The organism is Streptomyces sp. NPDC043427, assembly GCF_056436655.1.
The window spans coordinates 78550-97282 of record NZ_JBWKCC010000025.1 but is presented as its reverse complement, the minus strand read 5'-3'; the positions used below and the strand labels follow the sequence as shown (position 1 = coordinate 97282).

At 70.5% G+C, this 18733-nt stretch carries 19 protein-coding genes and 1 pseudogene; 12 read left to right on the top strand and 8 right to left on the bottom strand.

Features of this window, described 5'->3' with window-relative positions:
• The 4 genes from AC067M_RS32085 to AC067M_RS32070 all read left to right on the top strand — a co-directional run bounded on the left by AC067M_RS32085 (position 1) and on the right by AC067M_RS32070 (position 3453).
• Positions 1-918, top strand: coding sequence for a F0F1 ATP synthase subunit gamma (locus AC067M_RS32085; protein ID WP_478700547.1), 918 nt, complete (start codon positions 1-3; stop codon positions 916-918).
• The gene (gene atpD, locus AC067M_RS32080) at positions 918-2354 is read left to right on the top strand and encodes a F0F1 ATP synthase subunit beta (RefSeq protein WP_478700546.1); all 1437 of its coding nucleotides are present in this window, start codon (positions 918-920) and stop codon (positions 2352-2354) included. The genes AC067M_RS32085 and atpD overlap by 1 nt, the downstream gene beginning before the upstream one ends.
• A gap of 130 nt (positions 2355-2484) precedes the next feature.
• Positions 2485-2859: a F0F1 ATP synthase subunit epsilon gene (locus AC067M_RS32075; RefSeq protein ID WP_478700545.1), complete on the top strand. Its 375-nt coding sequence runs from the start codon at positions 2485-2487 to the stop codon at positions 2857-2859.
• A gap of 147 nt (positions 2860-3006) precedes the next feature.
• Positions 3007-3453 carry a DUF2550 domain-containing protein gene (locus AC067M_RS32070; RefSeq protein WP_478700544.1) on the top strand — a complete coding sequence of 149 codons (447 nt, stop codon included), beginning with the start codon at positions 3007-3009 and terminating at the stop codon, positions 3451-3453.
• A 14-nt stretch (positions 3454-3467) separates the two neighbouring features.
• Here the strand turns inward: AC067M_RS32070 and AC067M_RS32065 are convergent, their stop codons facing one another.
• The 3 genes from AC067M_RS32065 to AC067M_RS32055 all read right to left on the bottom strand — a co-directional run bounded on the left by AC067M_RS32065 (position 3468) and on the right by AC067M_RS32055 (position 7246).
• Positions 3468-5300: a glycosyl hydrolase family 18 protein gene (locus AC067M_RS32065; protein WP_478700543.1), complete on the bottom strand. Its 1833-nt coding sequence runs from the start codon at positions 5298-5300 to the stop codon at positions 3468-3470.
• 126 nt (positions 5301-5426) lie between these two features.
• Positions 5427-6077 (bottom strand): response regulator, encoded by a 651-nt coding sequence (locus AC067M_RS32060; protein WP_478700542.1) that lies wholly within the window; start codon positions 6075-6077, stop codon positions 5427-5429.
• A complete protein-coding gene (locus AC067M_RS32055) occupies positions 6074-7246 on the bottom strand; it encodes a sensor histidine kinase (protein WP_478700541.1) in 1173 nt (390 codons plus the stop codon). Before AC067M_RS32055 ends, AC067M_RS32060 begins: the two co-directional genes overlap by 4 nt.
• A 152-nt stretch (positions 7247-7398) precedes the next feature.
• Here AC067M_RS32055 and AC067M_RS32050 point away from each other — a divergent pair, with 152 nt between their 5' ends.
• Together AC067M_RS32050 and AC067M_RS32045 are read left to right on the top strand one after the other, a co-directional pair.
• Positions 7399-7980, top strand: a complete 582-nt coding sequence (locus AC067M_RS32050) for a hypothetical protein (RefSeq protein ID WP_478700540.1) — start codon at positions 7399-7401, stop codon at positions 7978-7980.
• Positions 7977-8159, top strand: a complete 183-nt coding sequence (locus AC067M_RS32045; RefSeq protein ID WP_478700539.1) for a DUF5708 family protein — start codon at positions 7977-7979, stop codon at positions 8157-8159. Before AC067M_RS32050 ends, AC067M_RS32045 begins: the two co-directional genes overlap by 4 nt.
• 299 nt (positions 8160-8458) lie before the next feature.
• On the opposite strand, the gene AC067M_RS32040 is transcribed toward AC067M_RS32045, so the two are convergent.
• The 3 genes from AC067M_RS32040 to AC067M_RS32030 are packed head-to-tail and all read right to left on the bottom strand — an operon-like array spanning position 8459 to position 10584.
• A complete protein-coding gene (locus AC067M_RS32040; protein WP_478700538.1) occupies positions 8459-9031 on the bottom strand; it encodes a cob(I)yrinic acid a,c-diamide adenosyltransferase in 573 nt (190 codons plus the stop codon).
• A 13-nt stretch (positions 9032-9044) separates the two neighbouring features.
• Positions 9045-9794 (bottom strand): ABC transporter permease, encoded by a 750-nt coding sequence (locus AC067M_RS32035; protein WP_478700537.1) that lies wholly within the window; start codon positions 9792-9794, stop codon positions 9045-9047.
• A gap of 7 nt (positions 9795-9801) precedes the next feature.
• Positions 9802-10584 carry an ABC transporter ATP-binding protein gene (locus tag AC067M_RS32030; RefSeq protein WP_478700536.1) on the bottom strand — a complete coding sequence of 261 codons (783 nt, stop codon included), beginning with the start codon at positions 10582-10584 and terminating at the stop codon, positions 9802-9804.
• A gap of 80 nt (positions 10585-10664) precedes the next feature.
• Here AC067M_RS32030 and AC067M_RS32025 point away from each other — a divergent pair, with 80 nt between their 5' ends.
• From AC067M_RS32025 to AC067M_RS32010, 4 genes are all read left to right on the top strand, one after another.
• A complete protein-coding gene (locus tag AC067M_RS32025; RefSeq protein WP_478700535.1) occupies positions 10665-11306 on the top strand; it encodes a TetR/AcrR family transcriptional regulator in 642 nt (213 codons plus the stop codon).
• A 123-nt stretch (positions 11307-11429) separates the two neighbouring features.
• Positions 11430-12278, top strand: a complete 849-nt coding sequence (locus tag AC067M_RS32020; RefSeq protein ID WP_478700534.1) for a 3-hydroxyacyl-CoA dehydrogenase family protein — start codon at positions 11430-11432, stop codon at positions 12276-12278.
• 153 nt (positions 12279-12431) lie between these two features.
• Positions 12432-12755 carry an STAS domain-containing protein gene (locus AC067M_RS32015; RefSeq protein WP_478700533.1) on the top strand — a complete coding sequence of 108 codons (324 nt, stop codon included), beginning with the start codon at positions 12432-12434 and terminating at the stop codon, positions 12753-12755.
• 268 nt (positions 12756-13023) lie between these two features.
• Positions 13024-15603 carry an ATP-binding protein gene (locus AC067M_RS32010; protein ID WP_478700532.1) on the top strand — a complete coding sequence of 860 codons (2580 nt, stop codon included), beginning with the start codon at positions 13024-13026 and terminating at the stop codon, positions 15601-15603.
• Between the two features lie 90 nt (positions 15604-15693).
• Here AC067M_RS32010 and nucS read toward each other — a convergent pair whose 3' ends face one another.
• Positions 15694-16365 (bottom strand): endonuclease NucS, encoded by a 672-nt coding sequence (gene nucS, locus AC067M_RS32005; RefSeq protein ID WP_478700531.1) that lies wholly within the window; start codon positions 16363-16365, stop codon positions 15694-15696.
• 253 nt (positions 16366-16618) lie between these two features.
• Between nucS and AC067M_RS32000 the strand changes: the two genes are divergently transcribed.
• Positions 16619-17011, top strand: a complete 393-nt coding sequence (locus tag AC067M_RS32000) for an SCO5389 family protein (protein ID WP_037680606.1) — start codon at positions 16619-16621, stop codon at positions 17009-17011.
• Positions 17012-17081: 70 nt separating this feature from the next.
• Here AC067M_RS32000 and AC067M_RS31995 read toward each other — a convergent pair whose 3' ends face one another.
• A complete protein-coding gene (locus AC067M_RS31995; RefSeq protein WP_478700530.1) occupies positions 17082-18110 on the bottom strand; it encodes an LLM class flavin-dependent oxidoreductase in 1029 nt (342 codons plus the stop codon).
• Between the two features lie 222 nt (positions 18111-18332).
• Here AC067M_RS31995 and AC067M_RS31990 point away from each other — a divergent pair.
• A pseudogene (locus AC067M_RS31990) lies at positions 18333-18617 on the top strand (ATP/GTP-binding protein); the annotation flags it as partial.
• Positions 18618-18733: the final 116 nt, after the last annotated feature.

Here is an 18733-nt window from a genome sequence, read left to right as displayed (position 1 = left end):
ATGGGAGCCCAGCTCCGGGTCTACAAGCGTCGCATCCGATCCGTCACCGCGACCAAGAAGATCACGAAGGCGATGGAGATGATCGCCGCCTCGCGCGTCGTCAAGGCGCAGCGCAAGGTGGCGGCCTCCACGCCGTACGCGCAGGAACTGACCCGCGCGGTCACGGCGGTCGGTACCGGTTCGAACACCAAGCACCCGCTGACCACCCAGGCCGAGACGGTCACCCGGTCCGCGGTGCTGCTCCTGACGAGCGACCGTGGTCTCGCCGGCGCCTTCAACTCCAACGCCATCAAGGCCGCGGAGCAGCTGACCGAGCGCCTGGAGCGCGAGGGCAAGCAGGTCGACACGTACATCGTCGGCCGGCGCGGTGTCGCCCACTACAACTTCCGTGAGCGCACCATCGCGGAGTCGTGGACCGGCTTCACCGACGAGCCCACGTACGCGGACGCCAAGAAGGTCGCGGCTCCCCTGATCGAGGCCATCGAGAAGGAGACCGCGGAGGGCGGCGTGGACGAGCTCCACATCGTCTTCACCGAGTTCATCTCGATGATGACGCAGACGGCGCTCGACGACCGTCTGCTCCCGCTCAGCCTCGAAGAGGTCGAGCAGGAGCAGACGACGAAGGACGAGATCCTTCCGCTGTACGACTTCGAGCCGTCGGCGGAGGACGTCCTCGACGCCCTGCTGCCGCGCTACGTGGAGAGCCGGATCTACAACGCGCTGCTCCAGTCGGCCGCCTCCAAGCACGCCGCCACGCGGCGCGCGATGAAGTCGGCCACCGACAACGCGGGAGAGCTCATCGAGACGCTGTCCCGGCTTGCCAACGCGGCCCGCCAGGCCGAAATCACCCAGGAAATCAGCGAGATCGTCGGAGGCGCGAGCGCCCTGGCCGACGCGACCGCGGGGAGTGACCGCTAATGACCACCACTGTTGAGACGGCCACGGCTACGGGCCGCGTCTCCCGGGTCATCGGCCCCGTCGTCGACGTGGAGTTCCCCGTCGACGCGATGCCGGAGATCTACAACGCCCTTCACGTCGAGGTCTCCGACCCGGCGAACGCGGGCGAGAAGAAGATCCTGACCCTGGAGGTCGCCCAGCACCTGGGTGACGGCCTGGTTCGCACCATCTCCATGCAGCCCACCGACGGTCTGGTCCGCCAGGCCGCGGTCACCGACACCGGCACGGGCATCACCGTCCCGGTCGGCGACTTCACCAAGGGCAAGGTGTTCAACACCCTCGGTGAGGTGCTGAACGTCGACGAGACCTACGACGGCGAGCGCTGGTCCATCCACCGCAAGGCCCCGAACTTCGACGAGCTCGAGTCGAAGACCGAGATGTTCGAGACCGGCGTCAAGGTCATCGACCTTCTCACCCCGTACGTCAAGGGTGGAAAGATCGGTCTGTTCGGTGGTGCCGGCGTCGGCAAGACGGTGCTCATCCAGGAGATGATCTACCGCGTCGCCAACAACCACGACGGTGTCTCCGTGTTCGCCGGTGTCGGTGAGCGCACCCGTGAGGGCAACGACCTCATCGAGGAGATGTCGGACTCGGGCGTCATCGACAAGACCGCTCTGGTCTTCGGTCAGATGGACGAGCCCCCGGGCACCCGTCTGCGCGTCGCGCTGGCCGGCCTCACCATGGCCGAGTACTTCCGTGACGTCCAGAAGCAGGACGTGCTGTTCTTCATCGACAACATCTTCCGCTTCACCCAGGCCGGTTCCGAGGTCTCCACGCTGCTCGGCCGCATGCCCTCCGCGGTGGGTTACCAGCCGAACCTGGCCGACGAGATGGGTCTCCTCCAGGAGCGCATCACCTCGACCCGTGGTCACTCGATCACCTCGATGCAGGCGATCTACGTCCCCGCGGACGACCTGACCGACCCGGCCCCGGCCACCACCTTCGCCCACCTCGACGCGACGACGGTTCTCTCCCGTCCGATCTCCGAGAAGGGCATCTACCCGGCCGTGGACCCGCTGGACTCCACGTCCCGCATCCTGGACCCGCGCTACATCGCGCAGGACCACTACGACGCCGCCATGCGCGTCAAGACGATCCTGCAGAAGTACAAGGACCTCCAGGACATCATCGCGATCCTCGGTATCGACGAGCTCGGCGAGGAGGACAAGCTCGTCGTCCACCGTGCCCGTCGCGTGGAGCGCTTCCTGTCCCAGAACACCCACGTCGCCAAGCAGTTCACCGGCGTCGACGGGTCGGACGTCCCGCTGGACGAGTCGATCGCGGCCTTCAACGCGATCTGCGACGGCGAGTACGACCACTTCCCGGAGCAGGCGTTCTTCATGTGCGGTGGCATCGAGGACCTCAAGGCCAACGCCAAGGAGCTGGGCGTCTCCTGAACCCGAACCTCTGAGTTCTGAGCTCTGAGTTCGTGTGAGGGGGCGGGCGCGTCCCGCCCCCTCTGCCACGCCCACTAGACTTGTAACCAACACCCGGCAGACCCGCCGGGTGGTGACCCGAGGAGCCACCTTGGCTGCTGAGCTGCACGTCGCGCTGGTCGCGGCCGACCGAGAGGTCTGGTCCGGCGAGGCCACCCTGGTCGTCGCGCGCACCACGTCCGGCGACATCGGCGTCATGCCCGGTCACCAGCCGCTGCTCGGTGTGCTGGAGTCGGGCCCGGTGACCATCCGTACGAGTGACGGTGGAACGGTCATCGCCGCGGTGCACGGCGGTTTCGTCTCGTTCGCCGACAACAAGCTGTCGCTGCTGGCCGAGATCGCCGAGCTGTCGGACGAGATCGACGTCCAGCGCGTGGAGCGGGAGCTGGAGCGCGCGAAGGCGGAGGGCGACGCCGCCGCCGAGCGCCGCGCGGACGTACGACTGCGTGCGGCGGCGGCGCGCTGATTCCAGCGCTCGCCATGCGATGACGTCACTCAGCCGCGGCCGGCACCGGAGCAATCCGGAGCCGGCCGCGGCTGAGGCAGATATGGATGTTTTTTCCGTTCCGTTACCTGTAGTGAAGGTACCTAGGAGACGAGGAGGTCGGTGCCGATGGTCCTCGCTCTGACTGTGTGCGGAATCGTCGTGGCCCTGGTGGTACTGGGGCTGTTCCTCCTCGGCCTGCGTCGCAGGCTCATCCAGCGCTCCGGCGGCACGTTCGACTGCTCCCTGCGCTGGGACGTCCCCGAGAAACCGGACACCAGCGGCAAGGGCTGGAGCTATGGCGTCGCCCGCTACAACGGCGACCGCCTGGTGTGGTACCGCGTCTTCTCCTACGCCTACCGCCCGCGCCGCGTCCTGGAGCGTGCCTTGATCGAGGTGGCCGGCCGTCGGCTGCCCGAGGGCGAGGAGGAGCTGGCACTGCTCTCCGACGCCGTCATCCTCACCTGTCTCCACCGGGGCACGCGCCTCGAACTCGCGATGAGCGAAGACGCGCTGACCGGTTTCCTCGCGTGGCTGGAGGCGGCCCCGCCCGGTCAACGCGTCAACGTTGCTTAACCTGTCGAATTGGTCTACGACAGTCCGCTGTCGATGGCGCTCACCAGCTCGCCGCCGGCGGTGTCACCGCTGAACTCCCAGAAGAACGCTCCACCCAGGCCCTGTTTCTTCGCCCAGCTCATCTTCCCGGCGATCGTGGCCGGGGTGTCGTAGGACCACCAGTTGCTGCCGCAGTGGGCGTACGCCGTGCCCGCGATGGTTCCCGTGACCGGGCAGGACGTCTTGAGCACCTTGTAGTCCTCGATGCCCGCCTCGTAGGTGCCGGGCGCCGCGCCGGTCGCCGTGCCGCCGGGGGCGGACTGGGTGACGCCGGTCCAGCCGCGGCCGTAGAAGCCGATGCCGAGCAGCAGCTTGGCTGCGGGGACGCCCTTCGCCTTCAGCTTGGCGATCGCGTCGGCGGAGTCGAAGCCGGCGGTCGGGATGCCGGCGTACGAGGTGAGCGGCGAGTGCGGGGCAGTCGGGCCGGTGTTCGCCCAGGCACCGAAGTAGTCGTAGGTCATCACGTTGTACCAGTCGACGGAGGCCGAGGCGCCGCCGTAGTCGGCCGCGTCGATCTTGCCGCCGGAGGAGCCGTCGGCGGTGATGGCGGCGGTGACCAGGTACTTCGATCCGAATTCGGTGCGCAGGGCCTGCATCAGATTCCTGAAAGCCGCGGAGCCCGAGGTGTCGCAGCTCAGGCCGCAGGCGTTGGGGTACTCCCAGTCGATGTCGATGCCGTCGAAGACGTCGGCCCAGCGCGGGTCCTCCACGACGGCCTTGCAGGACCTGGCGAACGCGGCCGGGTTCTGCGCGGCCTGGCCGAAGCCGCCGGAGTAGGTCCAGCCGCCGAAGGACCACAGCACCTTCAGGTGCGGGTACTTGGCCTTCAGCTGGCGCAGCTGGTTGAAGTTGCCGCGCAGCGGCTGGTCCCAGGTGTCGGCGACGCCGCTGACGGACTGGTCGGCGGTGTAGGCCTTGTCGGTGGCGGCGTAGGCGTCGTCCAGCACGCACTGGCCGTTCTTGACGTTGCCGAACGCGTAGTTGATGTGCGTGATCTTCGCGGCGGAGCCCGAGGTCACCAGGTTCTTGACGTGATAGTTGCGGCCGTAGACGCCCCACTCGGTGAAGTAGCCGAGCTTGACCTTGTCGCCGGTGGGCGGGGGCTCGGTCGTGCCGCCGGTGGTGCGCACGGCGCGGGCGCCGCTGACGGGGCCGGTCTGGTCGGCGGTGTCGCGGGCCTGGACGGTGTAGGAGTAGTCGGTGCCAGGGGTGAGGCCGGTGTCGGTGTACGACGTGGTGGTCACCGTGGCGACCTTGGCGCCGTCGCGCAGGACGTCGTAGTTCTTGACGCCCTTGTCGTCGGTGGCCGCGCTCCAGGCCAGCTTCACCGAGGTGTCGGTGAGGGCGGAGGCGGTGGGGGTGCCGGGCGCGGAGGGCGCCGCGTCGCCGGGGACGGAGGTGCCGTCACAGCTGCCGCCGTTGAGCTTGCAGTTGGCGGGGGAGCCGGAACCGGCGCCGTTGAAGCCGAAGGAGACGGAGGCACCCGGGGCGAGGGTGCCGTTGTAGGACTTGTTCTTGGCGGTCCAGTGGGTGCCGGACGAGGTGACGTCGGCGTCCCAGGCCGAGGTGACGGACGTGCCGGAGGGGAAGTCCCACTCGACGTTCCAGGAGCTGAGGGTGGTGGTACCGGTGTTCTTGACGGTCCACCTGCCTTCGAAGCCGGTGCCCCAGTCGGAGGCCTTGGTGTAGGTGGCGGTCGCCGATGCTGCCGACGTCGCGGCCTGGGCGGGGCTCGCGAGGTCGACCAGTCCGGCCAGTGGGAGCAACAGGGTCGTGAAACCTGCCGCGGCTCGGTGTCTGAAGCGCATGCTGCGCCTCCTTGTGTGGGGTTGGGGGAGCGCGTGACTGAGCCTCACGCCCTCGCACGGTGCCGCGAGAATAGAAAGGTCTGGACCATAGGTCAATAGGTCTGGACCACCCCGCGTTTGTCCCTCCTAGATCCCCAACTCCTGTGCGAGTACGGCCGCTTGTACCCGGCTGCGCAGCTCCAGCTTCCCCAGCAGACGGCTGACGTGCGTCTTCACCGTAGCCTCCGCCATGTCGAGCCGGGTCGCGATGTCGGCGTTGGACAGTCCCTCGCCCAGGCAGGACAGCACCTCCCGCTCGCGCCGCGTCAGCGTCCGCACGACGGCCGGATCCGCCTTCGGCTCCCGTACGGGCCCGGCGGCGAACTCGGCGATGAGCCGGCGGGTGACGGCCGGGGCGACGATGCCCTCGCCGCCCGCAACCGTGCGCACGGCCGCGAGCAGGTCCTTCGCCTCCGTGTTCTTGAGCAGGAACCCGGCGGCACCGGCCCGCAGCGCCCCGAAGACGTACTCGTCGAGGTCGAAGGTGGTGAGCACGAGCACGTCGGCGAGCCGCTCCGCCACGACCTGCCGGGTGGCCGACACTCCGTCCAGGCGGGGCATCTGTACGTCCATCAGCACCACGTCCGGCCTGAGTTCCCGCGCCCGCGCTACCGCCTGCTCCCCGTCCGTCGCCTCACCGACCACCTCGATGTCGGGCGCGCTGCGCAGGATGAGGACCAGACCGGCGCGGACGGCGGACTGGTCCTCCGCGACGAGGACCCGGACGGGGCGGCTCATGCTGGGTCTCCTTCGGTCAGGGGGAGGGTGGCGCGTACGGTCCACAGGACGCCGTCGGGTCCGGCCTCCAGGGTGCCGCCCAACAGGTCGGCCCGCTCCCGCATGCCGACCAGTCCGGCGCCCGAGCCCGGCGCGCGGGGGCCGTCCCGGTGACCGTACGGGCTGGTCACCCGCACGTCGAGCACACTGTCGCGGCGGGCCAGGGTGACGGTGACGCGGCCCGGGCAGGCGTGCTTGAGGGCGTTGGTCAGCGACTCCTGCACGATGCGGTAGGCGGCGAGCTCGACCGGGGCCGGGACCGTGCCGTGGGAGCTGTCGAGGACGACGTCGAGGCCGTTGGCGCGGGCGGTGTCGACCAGGGTGGCGAGGCCGTCGAGGGTGGGGACGGCGGCCGGCTCGCGGTCGGGGACGCCGTCGCGCAGGATGCCGATCAGCCGACGCATCTCGGCGAGGCCCGCCACACTGTTCTCCCGGATGACGGTCAGCGCCTTGCTGGAGGTGTCCGGTTCGTCGATCGAGAGCGCAGCCGTGGAGTGGATGGCGATCGCCGAGAGGTGGTTGGCGACCAGGTCGTGCAACTCCCGTGCCATCCGGGCCCGTTCGGCGGTGACCGCCTGACTGCGGTCCATCTCGGCCAGCAGCGCGGTCTGCTCGGCGCGCAGCCGGGCGGCCTCGGCGGCGTCGCGGTGGTTACGCACGATCCACCCCGTGGCGGCGGGCCCGTACGCCACGACTCCGACGACCACGCCGATCAGCAGCGCCTCCGGAACCCGCCACACCGCGAAGGGCACCAGCGTCCCGGCCACCGTGAGCAGGCCGGTGATCCACTGGATACGGCGGGCCGAGGCGAGCGGGCCGTACAGGACGGCCGCGTACACGACGTCGGTGAACATCAGGACCGTGGCCAGGCTGCCCTGGGTCACGAGGTCCGCGCAGATCGCGGCGGTGCCGGTCAGCAGGGCCACGCGGGGCGCCGACCGGCGCAGCAGCTCGCAGCCGGCGATCACGACGAGCGGCACCAGGAGCGGCCAGGGGCCGTCGAAGAGCGCGACGGGATCGGTGGACGGCCGGGTGCCGAGCCCGGCGACCACCAGCAGCAGGCCGCCGAGCAGCCCGCCGGCCGCGATGTACACGTCGACGCGGTGCGGTCGGGGGAGTCGTACGGGCATGCGTCCATCCAACACGGCCCGCGCCTCGCTCGCCTGCATCGCGGGAAGGGTCCTGGACTGCATCTTTCGATGTACCGCAAGTTCGTCAGCGGCGACGACGAACGGCGCGGATCCCGACGGGAGCCTGGAAGGGGGAACGAAGGGAGTCCGTCGTGATCGTCGCGTTGATCGTCGCCTGTGAGGTCGGCTTCTGGGTGCTGCTGGCCCTCGGCCTGGCCGTGCGCTACCTGCTGAAGTGGCGCAGGACCAGCGTGGCCCTGCTGCTGTGTGAGCCCCTGCTGGAGGTGGTCCTGTTCGTCGTCACCGCGATCGACCTGAGGAACGGGGCCGAACCGAGCTGGGAGCACGGCCTGGCCGCGCTGTACATCGGGTTCACCGTCGCCTACGGCCACTACATGATCCGCTGGCTCGACGGCCACGCCGCCCACCGGCTGTCCGGGGCGCCCAAGCCCACGGGTCCCCCGCGCTACGGCCGGGCCCGCGCCCGCCACGAGGCCAGACTGTGGCTGCGCGCGGTCCTCGGCGGAGCCGTGGCCCTCGTCCTGCTCCAGCTCGCCGTCTGGTACGTCGGCGACTCCGGGGACGTCAGCTCCCTGCGCGCCTTCCAGTGGGTGGCCCTGCGGACGGTCGGCATCTACGGGCTGATCGCCCTGTCCTACACGATCTGGCCGAGGAAGGCCCCGGCGGGAGAGCCGGAGCAGACCGCATCCCGGCAGGAGAGCGTCCGCCGATGACCCGCGCGTCGAGGAACCTGCTGGAGGGTGCCGCCACCTTCGCCGTCGGCCTGGTGCTGTGGCGGTTCACCGGGGGAGTGGAGGTCCCGGTGGTCACCCTGACGAAGGTCGGCGTGGTGATGATGTGCGTGGGGGCCGCACTGACCGCGACGGGCCTGTACCAGGCGACCCGCCGCTAGTGTCCTGCGCCCGAAGTTCGTAGGCAGTTCTGCTGCGCCACGAACGGTCAAGGCGCCTGGTCGGCCGCTTGAGTTGGGCCGATGCGGCATGTCGAAACTACCGACAGATTAACGGCGCAGGACACTAGGGTCTTTCGTTTGGATCAGGCCGGATCAGGGAGCGGGGTCCGGTGCCGTGCATCGCAAGGCGGAGGAGGGCGGCAGGGCGGAGCCCTGCCGACCGACGACAACGCGGCGAGGCGCGGTGCCGGGGCCCGCGAGCCCGGCATGATCCAAACGAAAGGCCCTGAGCCCTGGTGTCAGCGCTCCCCGCCCGGCACCCACAGCACGTCCCCGACCTCCTTGTTCGCCGTCCGCGCCAAAATGAAAAGGAGGTCGGACAGGCGGTTGAGGTACGTCGCGGTGAGGGGGTTCATCGTGTCGCCGTGGGCCTCCAGCGCGGCCCAGGTGGAGCGTTCGGCGCGGCGGACGACCGTGCAGGCGTGGTGGAGCAGGGCCGCGCCGGGGGTGCCGCCGGGGAGGATGAAGGACCGGAGCTTCTCCAGCTGTTCGTTGAAGTGGTCGCAGTCCGCTTCCAGCTTGTCGACGTAGAACTGCTCGACCCGCAGGGGAGGGAACTCCGGGTTCTCCACGACCGGCGTCGACAGGTCCGCGCCCACGTCGAACAGGTCGTTCTGCACGCGGGTGAGGACCTTGGTGACCTCCTCCTGCAGCCCGCCCAGCGCGATCGCCGTCCCGATCACCGCGTTCGCCTCGTTGGCGTCCGCGTACGCGGCGATCCGCAGGTCGGTCTTGGCGACCCGGCTCATGTCCCCGAGGTTGGTGGTGCCCTTGTCGCCGGTCTTGGTGTAGATGCGCGTCAGATTGACCATGAGGCCAGCCTAATTACGCCCCCGACGTGCGGAAGACCCTTGTGCCCACTGTCACGGCCACGGTCGTCAGGCCGACGGCCACCAGGGCGCCGTAGAGCATGTGCGCCGTGGCGTACGAGCCGACGTACGCGTCCCGCACCGCGTCCACCAGATAGCGGAACGGCATGAGGTGGGAGAGGACGTCCAGCCAGGCCGGGCCCAGCGTCATCGGGAGCATCAGGCCGGACAGGAGCATGGCGGGCATCGTCATCGCGTTGATCGCGGGACCGAACTCCCCGGGCGTGTGAACCTTCATCGCCAGGGCGTACGACAGCGACGCCAGCGCCACCGTGAGCAGTGCGACGAAGGCGAAGCCGATCAGGACGCCGGGCAGGGGAGCGCGCAGCCCCATCGCCACCGCCGCCAGCACCAGCAGCACCGCCTGGAAGACGAACACCGTGGCGTCGCGCAGCACGCGGCCGAGCAGCAGGGCGAGGCGGCTGACGGGCGTGACCCGCATACGCTCCACCACGCCGTGCCCCTTCTCGACGATGATCGTGAAGCCCGCGAAGGACGCCCCGAACAGGCCGAGTTGGAGCAGCAGCCCGGGGACCAGGACCTGCCAGGAACTCCCCTGCCCGCCGAGCGGCAGGTCCGTCAGCAGCGGGCCGAAGAACAACAGGTACAGCAGTGGCATCAGGACACCGAAGAGCAGCGCGAAGCGGGAGCGCAGGGACTGACGGAGGTAGCGCCCGTAGACGAGCGCGGTGTCGTGGAACAGCATGGGGGTCCTATACGGCTGCGGGGGTCGAGTCGGCCGACAGCGGTCCGCGGCCGGTGATGGCGAGGAACGTGTCCTGGAGCGTCGCGTCGATCGAGCCGCCGTGCGCCAGCTTCAGCGCGCTCGGCGTGCCCTCCGCCACGACCACGCCCTGGTCGACGACGACGAGACGGTCGGAGAGGGCGTCCGCCTCGTCGAGGTAGTGGGTGGTCAGGAAGACGGTCGTACCGTGCTCGTCGCGCAGTCGGCGGACCAGGTCCCACAGGTCCGCGCGGCTGGCCGGGTCCAGGCCCGTGGTCGGTTCGTCGAGGAACAGCACCTTCGGGCGGTGCGTGAGCGCCATCGCGATGTCGAGGCGGCGCCGCTGGCCGCCGGAGAGGGCGCCCGCTGTGCGGTCGAGCAGGGCGGTCAGGTCCAGCTCGCGCGCCAACTCCTCGGCGCGCTCGGCCGCCTGGGCTTTCGTCAGGCGGTACAGCCGCCCCTGGGTGACCAGCTCCTCCCGCACGGAGATCTGCGGGTCCACCCCTCCCGACTGCGCCACATAGCCGCAGGCGCGCCGCACTCCCGCCGGGTCGCTCGCCAGGTCGCAGCCCGCGACCGTGGCCGCGCCGCCGGTCGGGGCGAGGAGGGTGGTGAGCATGCGGAGGGTGGTGGTCTTCCCCGCTCCGTTCGGGCCGAGGAAGCCGAGGATCTCGCCCTCGCGCACGGTGAGATCGATGCCGCGCACGGCCTCGACCGGGCCGCGTTTCGTCTGGAAGGTGCGGGCCAGACCGGCCGCACTGATGATTGCCATGACCCCAGAAAAACAGAGTCACTTAAATTTTGCAACGGCCCCAAAATTTCAGAGAGTCCAAGGAACGATAGGATTCGGACATGGCAGAGGGGCTCAGGGAGCGCAAGAAGCGCGAGACGAGGCAGCGGATCTCGGACATCGCCACGGCGCTGTTCGTCGAGCACGGCTTCGTGACCGTGACCATCGCGGAAGTGGCGGAGGCCGCCGACGTCTCCGTGAACACCGTCTACAACTACTTCCCCGCCAAGGAGGACCTCTTCCTCGACCGCAGCCGGGGTGTCGTCGACCGGCTCGCCCGCTGGGTGCGCGGCCGGGACGAGGGCGAGTCGGCCGTCGCCGCCGTGCTGCGTGAACTGCGGGACGAGGTCGAGGCGGTCTCGCCGCGCGTCGGCCTCATGGAGGGCTACGACCGCTTCATGACGGTCATCCGTGAGGCGCCCACCCTGCGCTCCCGGCTGTGGAGCATCCAGCAGGAAATCCAGGACAACCTGGAGGCGGCCCTGCGCGAGGAGACCGGTGCTCCCGTCGAGGACCCCCTGCCCACCCTCATCGCCGGACAGATCAACTGGGTCCACCAGACCGTGATGGCCATCATCGGGCGCGAGATGATCGCCGGACGCGCTCCGGACGAAGTGTCGCGAGAGGTGCTCGTGCTCCTGGACGACATGGAGGGGCTGTTGAGCGAGAAGGTGCTCAACTACGCCGTCCGAGCCGCGGGCTGAGCGGTGCCGGTGTGATGTCCGTCATGTGAGACGTGACGCGCATTACTTACCGGTCACGCAGCCCTTCCCGAGCGCTAGTGTCCGCCCCAGAGGCGTACGTAAACAGCGTGTAAGGGAGTCGGAGTGGCACGGAAGCTCGCCGTCATCGGGGCCGGTCTCATGGGGTCCGGCATCGCCCAGGTCTCCGCGCAGGCGGGCTGGGACGTCGTCCTGCGCGACGTCACCGACGAGGCACTCAAGCGTGGCACGGACGGCATCAAAGCCTCGTACGACAAGTTCGTGAGCAAGGGCAAGCTGGAGGCGCACGACGCCGACGCGGCTCTCGCCCGCATCACCGCCACCACCGATCTGGACGCCGTCGCCGACGCGGACATCGTCGTCGAGGCCGTCTTCGAGAAGCTGGAGGTCAAGCACGAGATCTTCCGCGCGCTCGACAAGGTCACGCGCGAGGACGCCGTGCTCGCCTCCAACACCTCCGCCATCCCGATCACCAAGATCGCGGCCGTGACGGAGCGCCCGGAGCGCGTCGTCGGCACCCACTTCTTCTCCCCGGTCCCGATGATGCAGCTGTGCGAGCTGGTGCGCGGCTACAAGACGAGCGACGAAACCCTCGCCACCGCACGGGAATTCGCCGAGTCCGTCGGCAAGACCTGCATCGTCGTCAACCGGGACGTGGCCGGCTTCGTCACCACCCGCCTCATCTCCGCCCTCGTCGTCGAGGCCGCGAAGCTCTACGAGTCGGGCGTCGCGACCGCCGAGGACATCGACCTGGCCTGCAAGTTGGGCTTCGGTCACGCCATGGGCCCGCTGGCCACCGCGGATCTCACCGGCGTCGACATCCTGTTGCACGCCACCGGCAACATCTACACCGAGTCCCAGGACGAGAAGTTCGCCCCGCCGGAGCTGATGCGCCGGATGGTTGACGCCGGTGACATCGGTCGCAAGAGCGGGCAGGGCTTCTACAAGCACTGACACCGCACACGCCCCTCAGGCATCACGCCATAGGGTGAATTCGGTATCGGTTCGCTTACAGACGGCAACCTCCCAGCGGCCCGCACCGTCAGAGGTTGCATCACCTAGACATGTCACATCGTGGAGCACGACGACGTACTCACGGGAGCGCATATGTACATCAGGGGCGACCACGCCGAGCTGGTCGTCGGGGGCCGCCTCGACGTCCGCAGCGCGGCGGACGCCCGTACGGTCCTGCACTCGGCCGTCGACGACGGCGTCGGCGACCTGGTGCTCGACCTGAGCGAACTGGACTCCTGGGACGCCACCGGACTCGGGGTGATCATGGGCGCCCACCGGCGGGCCGGCCGCTGCGGCCGACGCCTGGTGCTGCGCGGCGTACCGCCGCAGCTGCAGCGCCTGCTGGTGGCGACCCGGCTGCACCGGATCCTGGCGATCGAGGGCGGCATCGGAGTGGAGTCGCTGCCCCGAGTCTGAGACCCGTCGCGGGTGTGAATCCGCGGACCGGGGAGACTCGGGCGGCTCAAGGCGAAACGATCGACACGCACAATCCTCACGAGACTGTGATGTCTCCGACGAGGCGGGACCCCGGACTGTCGTAGATACTGTGCGAAGGTTTAGGGTTCGGCTGCCCGCCGCCCTGACAGCTCCGAGCGGGTACCGGACCAGAAGCGACAGCGAGGTGTGCGGCAAGGCCGGGAGGGGCTCGCACATGCACACGAACGCTTTTGGGGGGCTTGAACCCATGGACCCGAACACCCGGGGACCCGAGGAGTACGGCCACGACGGCGAGGGCCGCGCGTCGCGCCCGCGCCCGTCCAGGGACCCCCTCACACCCGACTTCGGCCAGTCCGCACCGGCGCTCGCCCGCACGGTCCAGCTGGTCTCCGGCGACCACCTGCTCACCGTCAACCCCGTCGACGGCAGCGAGATAGAGCTCTGCCCGCCGCCCGAGCGGCCCGGCAGGCCCGAGAAGCTCACCGCGGCCGCGCGCGCCGAGGCCGCCCGGGCCGCCAAGCCGCCCGTACCGCCGGGTCCCGCGCGACCCGCGCTGCCGCTCCTGGGCCGCCAGGACGAGCGCGAGCAGCTGGTGCGGCTGCTCGCCCGCGGCCGCTCCGTACGCCTCACCGGCCCCGCCGGCTCCGGCCGCACCAGCCTCCTCGACGTCGTCGCCGAGGACTGCGCCGACCTCGCCCCCGAGGGCGTGCTCCGCCTCAGCGGCTTCAACCGCACGGCGAACGACCTCCTCCACGACCTCTTCTACGCCGCCTACGACGCCCCCCTGTACCGGCCCGAACGGGACGAAGTGCTCGCCCTCGTCCGGGAGATCGGCGCGGTCGTCGTGGTGGACGACCTCGAGTTCGGCGGCGCCGGGCTCGACGAACTGCTGGACGCGACGCCCGAGTGCGCCTTCCTGTTCGCCGCCACCCCCGACGTGCCCGCCCCCTCCGCCGACTCGACCGTCGAGGAGATCGCTCTGGGCGGCCTCGACCGGGCCGGCGGCGTGGACCTCATCGAGCGGGTCGTGGGCCGCGCGCTCACCGAGGAGGAGTCCAACTGGGCCGGTGACCTCTGGTTCGAGTCCGAGGGACTGCCGCTGCGCTTCCTCCAGGCCGGCGCACTGCTGAGCCAGCGCGACCAACTGCGCGCCGGTGCCGCCGCGGTCGAGGAGTTCGGCGTCTTCGAGGACGCGCGCCCCGTCGACGCGTCCGTGGACGCGCCGTTCGACGCCGAGGACGCCGAGCCGACACCGCTTCCCTCGCTCGGCGAGGCCGCCGCGCCCGCGCCGCTGCTCGCCGCCCGGCTGAGCGACTCCGCCCGCACCACCCTGCGCTTCGCCGTCGCCCTCGACGGCGAGGTCCCGCACCAGGCGCACCTGCCCGCGCTCGTCGGCGACACCCACGCGGACGCCGCCCTCGGCGAACTGGCCGCCTGCGGACTGGTCTCGCCGGTCGGCTCCCGCTACCGGCTCGCCGCCGGGGTGCCCGCCCAGCTGGCCGCCGCAGGATACGGCGGCGACATCGAGGAGCGGGCCTTCGCCGCGGCCCGGCACTACACCTGGTGGGCCGGACACCCCTCGGTCACGCCCGAGAGGGTGTGCGCCGAGGCCGACGCCCTGCTCGCCGCGCTGGGCGTCCTGGTGCCGCTCACCTCCCCGGCCGGCGAGGCCGCCGAGGCCGCCGACGACGAGGACGAGCAGAGCATCGCCGTTCAGCTCGCCCGCACGGCCGCGCCCGCGTTCGCCGCGGGACTGCACTGGAGTGCCTGGGAGCGGACGCTGCGGGCCGGCGCGGAGGCCTCCCGGCTCGCCGGGGAGGTCGCCGAACAGGCCTACTTCCACCACGAACTCGGCGTCCTCGCGCTCTGCGAGGGGCAACTCGACCGGGCCCGCGCCGAACTGGAGGCCTCCATCGGGCTGCGCGGCGCGCTCGCCGACAAGCGCGGCACCGTCGCGGGCCGTCGCGCGCTCGCCCTGGTCGCCGACCGTACGGGCGACGTGCCGGGCCTCGCGGCGGCGACGGCCGGGGAAGAGGTCCCGGACGCGCGCTCGGAGGAGTCGGCTTCGCCCGCGGCCGGTGTCCCCGCCGCACTGTCCGCCTTCCCGCAGCTCCAGCCTCCGGTCAGCGACACCCTCGTCACCCACCAGACCTCCACGCCGTCCGGCCCCTCCGGTCAGCCCGCGCGTCACGGCCGGGGCGGCCTCAAGGGGCTCGTCCGGCGCAACTTCGTGGCGGTCGGCGCGGGCACGCTGCTCGCGGCGGTGCTCGGCGCGGTCGTGACGCTCGGCGCCACGTCCGACCAAGACACCGACCCCCCGTCCGACCGGGTCGGCGTCAACCCGTCCGCCAGCCCGGGCCTGGAGGACGGCAGCCTGGGCGCGGACGTGCCGGAGCAGGACGACGACAACGGCGACACCGGCAGGGCGACCAGCAGGCCGACGGACCCGGGCCCCGACGGCACCTACGGCACTACGGACGACCCGACACCGACCCAGATCAACGAGCAGCCGTCGGACACACCGAGCGGGACGCGCGGGACGGACGATTCGTCGCCGTCTCCGACCAAGCCGACGTCCAAGCCCTCGTTCCCGAAGCCGCCGTCCTCGCCCACGAGCCCCTCGGCACCGTCGAGCCCGATTGAGACGTCACCCGGCACGCCCGACCCCGGGACGTCTCCCCCGGCGACCACCCCGACGGAGTCCGCCCCGTCCACCAACGACACGGCCAGCGGCCCCGCCGACTCCAGCACCCCGACGAACACCACGGCCAGCGCCTCGCAGAGCACCGCGGAGGGCAACCCGACCGGCTCGGACCCGGTGATCTGACCGCCCGTACAGCACAGGAGGGCCGGGTCCGTTGTCAGGACCCGGCCCTCCTCGTCGTAGAACCGTCTGTGAACCGTCTGCGAAACGTCTCTAGAACAGCCGCAGCTTGTCGTCCTCGATGCCGCGCAGCGCGTCGTAGTCCAGGACGTGGCAGCCGATGCCGCGGTCGGTGGCGAGGACTCGGGCCTGGGGCTTGATCTCCTGGGCCGCGAAGATGCCGCGGACCGGGGCGAGATGCGGGTCGCGATTCAACAGCTCCAGGTAACGCGTGAGTTGCTCGACGCCGTCGATCTCACCGCGCCGCTTGATCTCGATCGCGACGGTCTGCCCCTCGGCGTCCCGGCAGAGGATGTCGACGGGCCCGATGGCCGTCATGTACTCGCGCCGGATCAGGGTGTAGCCGTCGCCGAGGGTCTCGATGCGGTCGGCGAGGAGCTCCTGGAGGTGCGCTTCCACGCCGTCCTTGATCAGGCCGGGATCGACGCCGAGTTCGTGGGAGGAGTCGTGGAGGACTTCCTCCATCGTGATGATCAGCTTCTCGCCCGCCTTGTTGATGACGGTCCAGACGCCTTCCTCCTCGCCCGTGCCCTCCTTCAGCGTGCAGGGCGGCGACATCCAGTTCAGGGGCTTGTAGGCCCGGTCGTCCGCGTGGATGGAGACGCTGCCGTCCGCCTTCACCAGGATCAGACGGGGGGCGGAGGGAAGGTGGGCGGTGAGCCGGCCCGCGTAGTCGACGGAGCAACGGGCAATGACGAGACGCATGGTCGGCAACGCTACTCGACGGGCGAGGGTGCACGCGATTCGCCCTGGATGGCCCCTGTTACGTCGTGGCCGATTGTGTGCCGGACGGGAGTTGCCCATGTGCGCATTCTCCTGGTGCCGTCACCGTCTGTTGCCTACCGTAGTGAACGGGAGGTCGCGAAGTGTGTACTCAGCGTGCTCGACGTTTTGGTGCGCGGCCTCCCTATTCCGTGTCCGGCAACCCCTGCTGTGCGGGGGTGCGAGAGGAGAACCCATGTCGCTCGACGTCTCACCGGCCCTACTCGAACAGGCCGAGCGAGGCGAGGTCGACGAAGCAGAATTCGTCGACTGCGTCCGGACCTCCCTGCCCTACGCATGGGAGATGATCAGCTCCCTGGTGGCCCAGCTGAAGGTCGACGGCGGAGCGTTCGCCGACAACCAGACGCCTCCGCCGGACGAGCAGGCGCGCGGCCAGCTGTTGCGCGCGCTCGCGAGTGACGCCATACGCGGCGCCCTGCAGCGGCACTTCGGTGTGCGGCTTGCCTTCCAGAACTGCCACCGGGTGGCCGTGTTCCCGCTGGACCCCTCGGTCGACGAGAAGTTGGCCCGCTTCACCTCGGTGCGCAGCCAACTGCTGAACCAGTCCCCGGAGTTCCGGGACTGCTGACGCGGTGAACCGCTTGCTTGCCGCTCCGTACGCGGGGGGCGCTGTTCGTCGGAGCGGCAGGCATGGTTCCTCAGCCGAGGTGGGGGAGCACCTCGGCGCCGAGGCGTCGCAGGTTGTCCTCCGTCGCCGCGAGATCCCCGGAGCCCTCGACGAGCAGGGCGAAGCGGGAGATGCCGGTGCGCTCACTGGTCGCGGCGAGCCGGTCGACGCACAGCCGCGGGGTGCCCACCGGGTGCAGCCCGCAGAGCAGTTCGGTGTACGCCACCGGATCCCGCATCCGGCGCGGCCGGCCGTCCACTGTCATATGCGCGTCGAGCCCCTGTTTCAGCCATCCTGGCATCGCCTTCACGAGTGCCTCCACCGCGTCCGTGCGCCGGTCCGCGATCTGGCAGACGCCGGCCGAGACATGGCCCGCGCCGAGGACCTCTTCCGGGGGCCGCCCGGCCGCGCGCGCGTACTGCCGCCACAGGGCGACCATCTCCGCCTTCTCCTCGTCCCCCACATGCATGCCGAGCAGCATCGGCAGCCCGCGTTCGGCGGCGAGGCGCACGCTGGCCGGGGAGGTGCAGGCCACGACCACCTCCGGCCCCTCCTCCTCCGTGAGGGACTCCGAGGGCCTGGGGACGACGGGGACCTCACGGAAGCGGAAGCGTTCGCCCGAGGCTCCGACGGAGGGTTCGCGCAGCCAGCGCACCAGCAGATCGAGTGATTCCGGGAACCCCTTCTCGTACGCCTCCAGGCCCGCGCCGAACACCTCCAGGTCGACCCACGGGCCACCGCGTCCGACGCCCAGCGAGAAGCGCCCGCCGCTCGTCATGTGCAGCAGCGCGGCCTGTTCGCCGAGGGCGACGGGGTGGACGGTGGGCAGTACGCTGACCGCAGTGCCCACGCGGATGCGGCGGGTGCGGCCGAGCAGCAGGGCGGCGAGGGTGACCGCCGACGGGCACGTGCCGTACGGCACGAAGTGGTGCTCGGCCAGCCAGACCGAGTCCAGCCCCGCCTCCTCGGCGACCTCGGCGGAGCGGACCGCCCGGTGCAGCGCCTCCCCCTGGCCCTGACCCGGGAACTGGGCCGCCAACACGAAACTTCCAACGCGCATGGCACTTCCTGTTTCCTTGGCTCCGACACGGAGCTCCCCCACCGGGCATAACCGCGCGACACGTGCCGAGGACACGGCTTGGCGAGGAGATTTGCCGATTGTCGGGAGAATCGGCCGCCGCGGAGGGGGACTTGTGGGGGGTTGCGCCCTACGCCTACCCCGCTTCGGGCCGCGTAGGCTGGACATGGCCCGTGCTTCCCGTAGAGCCCCGTGAGGTGTCCCGTGTCCCCGCGTCGCAACCGGCCCAAGGGTGCCGACTCGTCCCGGAGCGCCGAAGAAGACCGCACGAGCCGCTACGGCGGCTGGCAGTCCTCGGTGAGCTGGGACGGCGAGGAGTGGAACATGCGGTACGTGGCCGGGGCGAGTGCCCAGGGCAAGACGTACCGCTGCCCCGGCTGCGACCAGATGATCCCCGACGGAGTGCCGCACGTCGTGGCCTGGCCCGACCACGTCGGCGTCGACGACCGCCGCCACTGGCACAAGGCGTGCTGGAACGCACGGGACCGGGGGGGGGGGGGGGGGGGGGGGGGGGGGGGGGGGGGGGGGGGGGGGGGGGGGGGGGGGGGGGGGGGTGTCCGGGGGGGGGGGGGGGGCTGGGGAAGGGGGGGGGGGGGGGGGGAGGG

Excerpts from the sequence above, each read along its gene's own strand:
- AC067M_RS32060 (WP_478700542.1), bottom strand. The coding sequence starts at position 6,077 with ATGAGCCGCCCCGTCCGGGTCCTCGTCGCGGAGGACCAGTCCGCCGTC.
- AC067M_RS32040 (WP_478700538.1), bottom strand. The coding sequence starts at position 9,031 with ATGGTCAATCTGACGCGCATCTACACCAAGACCGGCGACAAGGGCACC.
- AC067M_RS32025 (WP_478700535.1), top strand. The coding sequence starts at position 10,665 with ATGGCAGAGGGGCTCAGGGAGCGCAAGAAGCGCGAGACGAGGCAGCGG.
- AC067M_RS32010 (WP_478700532.1), top strand. The coding sequence starts at position 13,024 with ATGGACCCGAACACCCGGGGACCCGAGGAGTACGGCCACGACGGCGAG.
- AC067M_RS32035 (WP_478700537.1), bottom strand. The coding sequence starts at position 9,794 with ATGCTGTTCCACGACACCGCGCTCGTCTACGGGCGCTACCTCCGTCAG.
- AC067M_RS32065 (WP_478700543.1), bottom strand. The coding sequence starts at position 5,300 with ATGCGCTTCAGACACCGAGCCGCGGCAGGTTTCACGACCCTGTTGCTC.
- AC067M_RS32030 (WP_478700536.1), bottom strand. The coding sequence starts at position 10,584 with ATGGCAATCATCAGTGCGGCCGGTCTGGCCCGCACCTTCCAGACGAAA.
- AC067M_RS32015 (WP_478700533.1), top strand. The coding sequence starts at position 12,432 with ATGTACATCAGGGGCGACCACGCCGAGCTGGTCGTCGGGGGCCGCCTC.
- atpD (WP_478700546.1), top strand. The coding sequence starts at position 918 with ATGACCACCACTGTTGAGACGGCCACGGCTACGGGCCGCGTCTCCCGG.
- AC067M_RS32070 (WP_478700544.1), top strand. The coding sequence starts at position 3,007 with ATGGTCCTCGCTCTGACTGTGTGCGGAATCGTCGTGGCCCTGGTGGTA.
- AC067M_RS31995 (WP_478700530.1), bottom strand. The coding sequence starts at position 18,110 with ATGCGCGTTGGAAGTTTCGTGTTGGCGGCCCAGTTCCCGGGTCAGGGC.
- AC067M_RS32000 (WP_037680606.1), top strand. The coding sequence starts at position 16,619 with ATGTCGCTCGACGTCTCACCGGCCCTACTCGAACAGGCCGAGCGAGGC.
- AC067M_RS32045 (WP_478700539.1), top strand. The coding sequence starts at position 7,977 with ATGACCCGCGCGTCGAGGAACCTGCTGGAGGGTGCCGCCACCTTCGCC.
- AC067M_RS32055 (WP_478700541.1), bottom strand. The coding sequence starts at position 7,246 with ATGCCCGTACGACTCCCCCGACCGCACCGCGTCGACGTGTACATCGCG.
- AC067M_RS32085 (WP_478700547.1), top strand. The coding sequence starts at position 1 with ATGGGAGCCCAGCTCCGGGTCTACAAGCGTCGCATCCGATCCGTCACC.
- nucS (WP_478700531.1), bottom strand. The coding sequence starts at position 16,365 with ATGCGTCTCGTCATTGCCCGTTGCTCCGTCGACTACGCGGGCCGGCTC.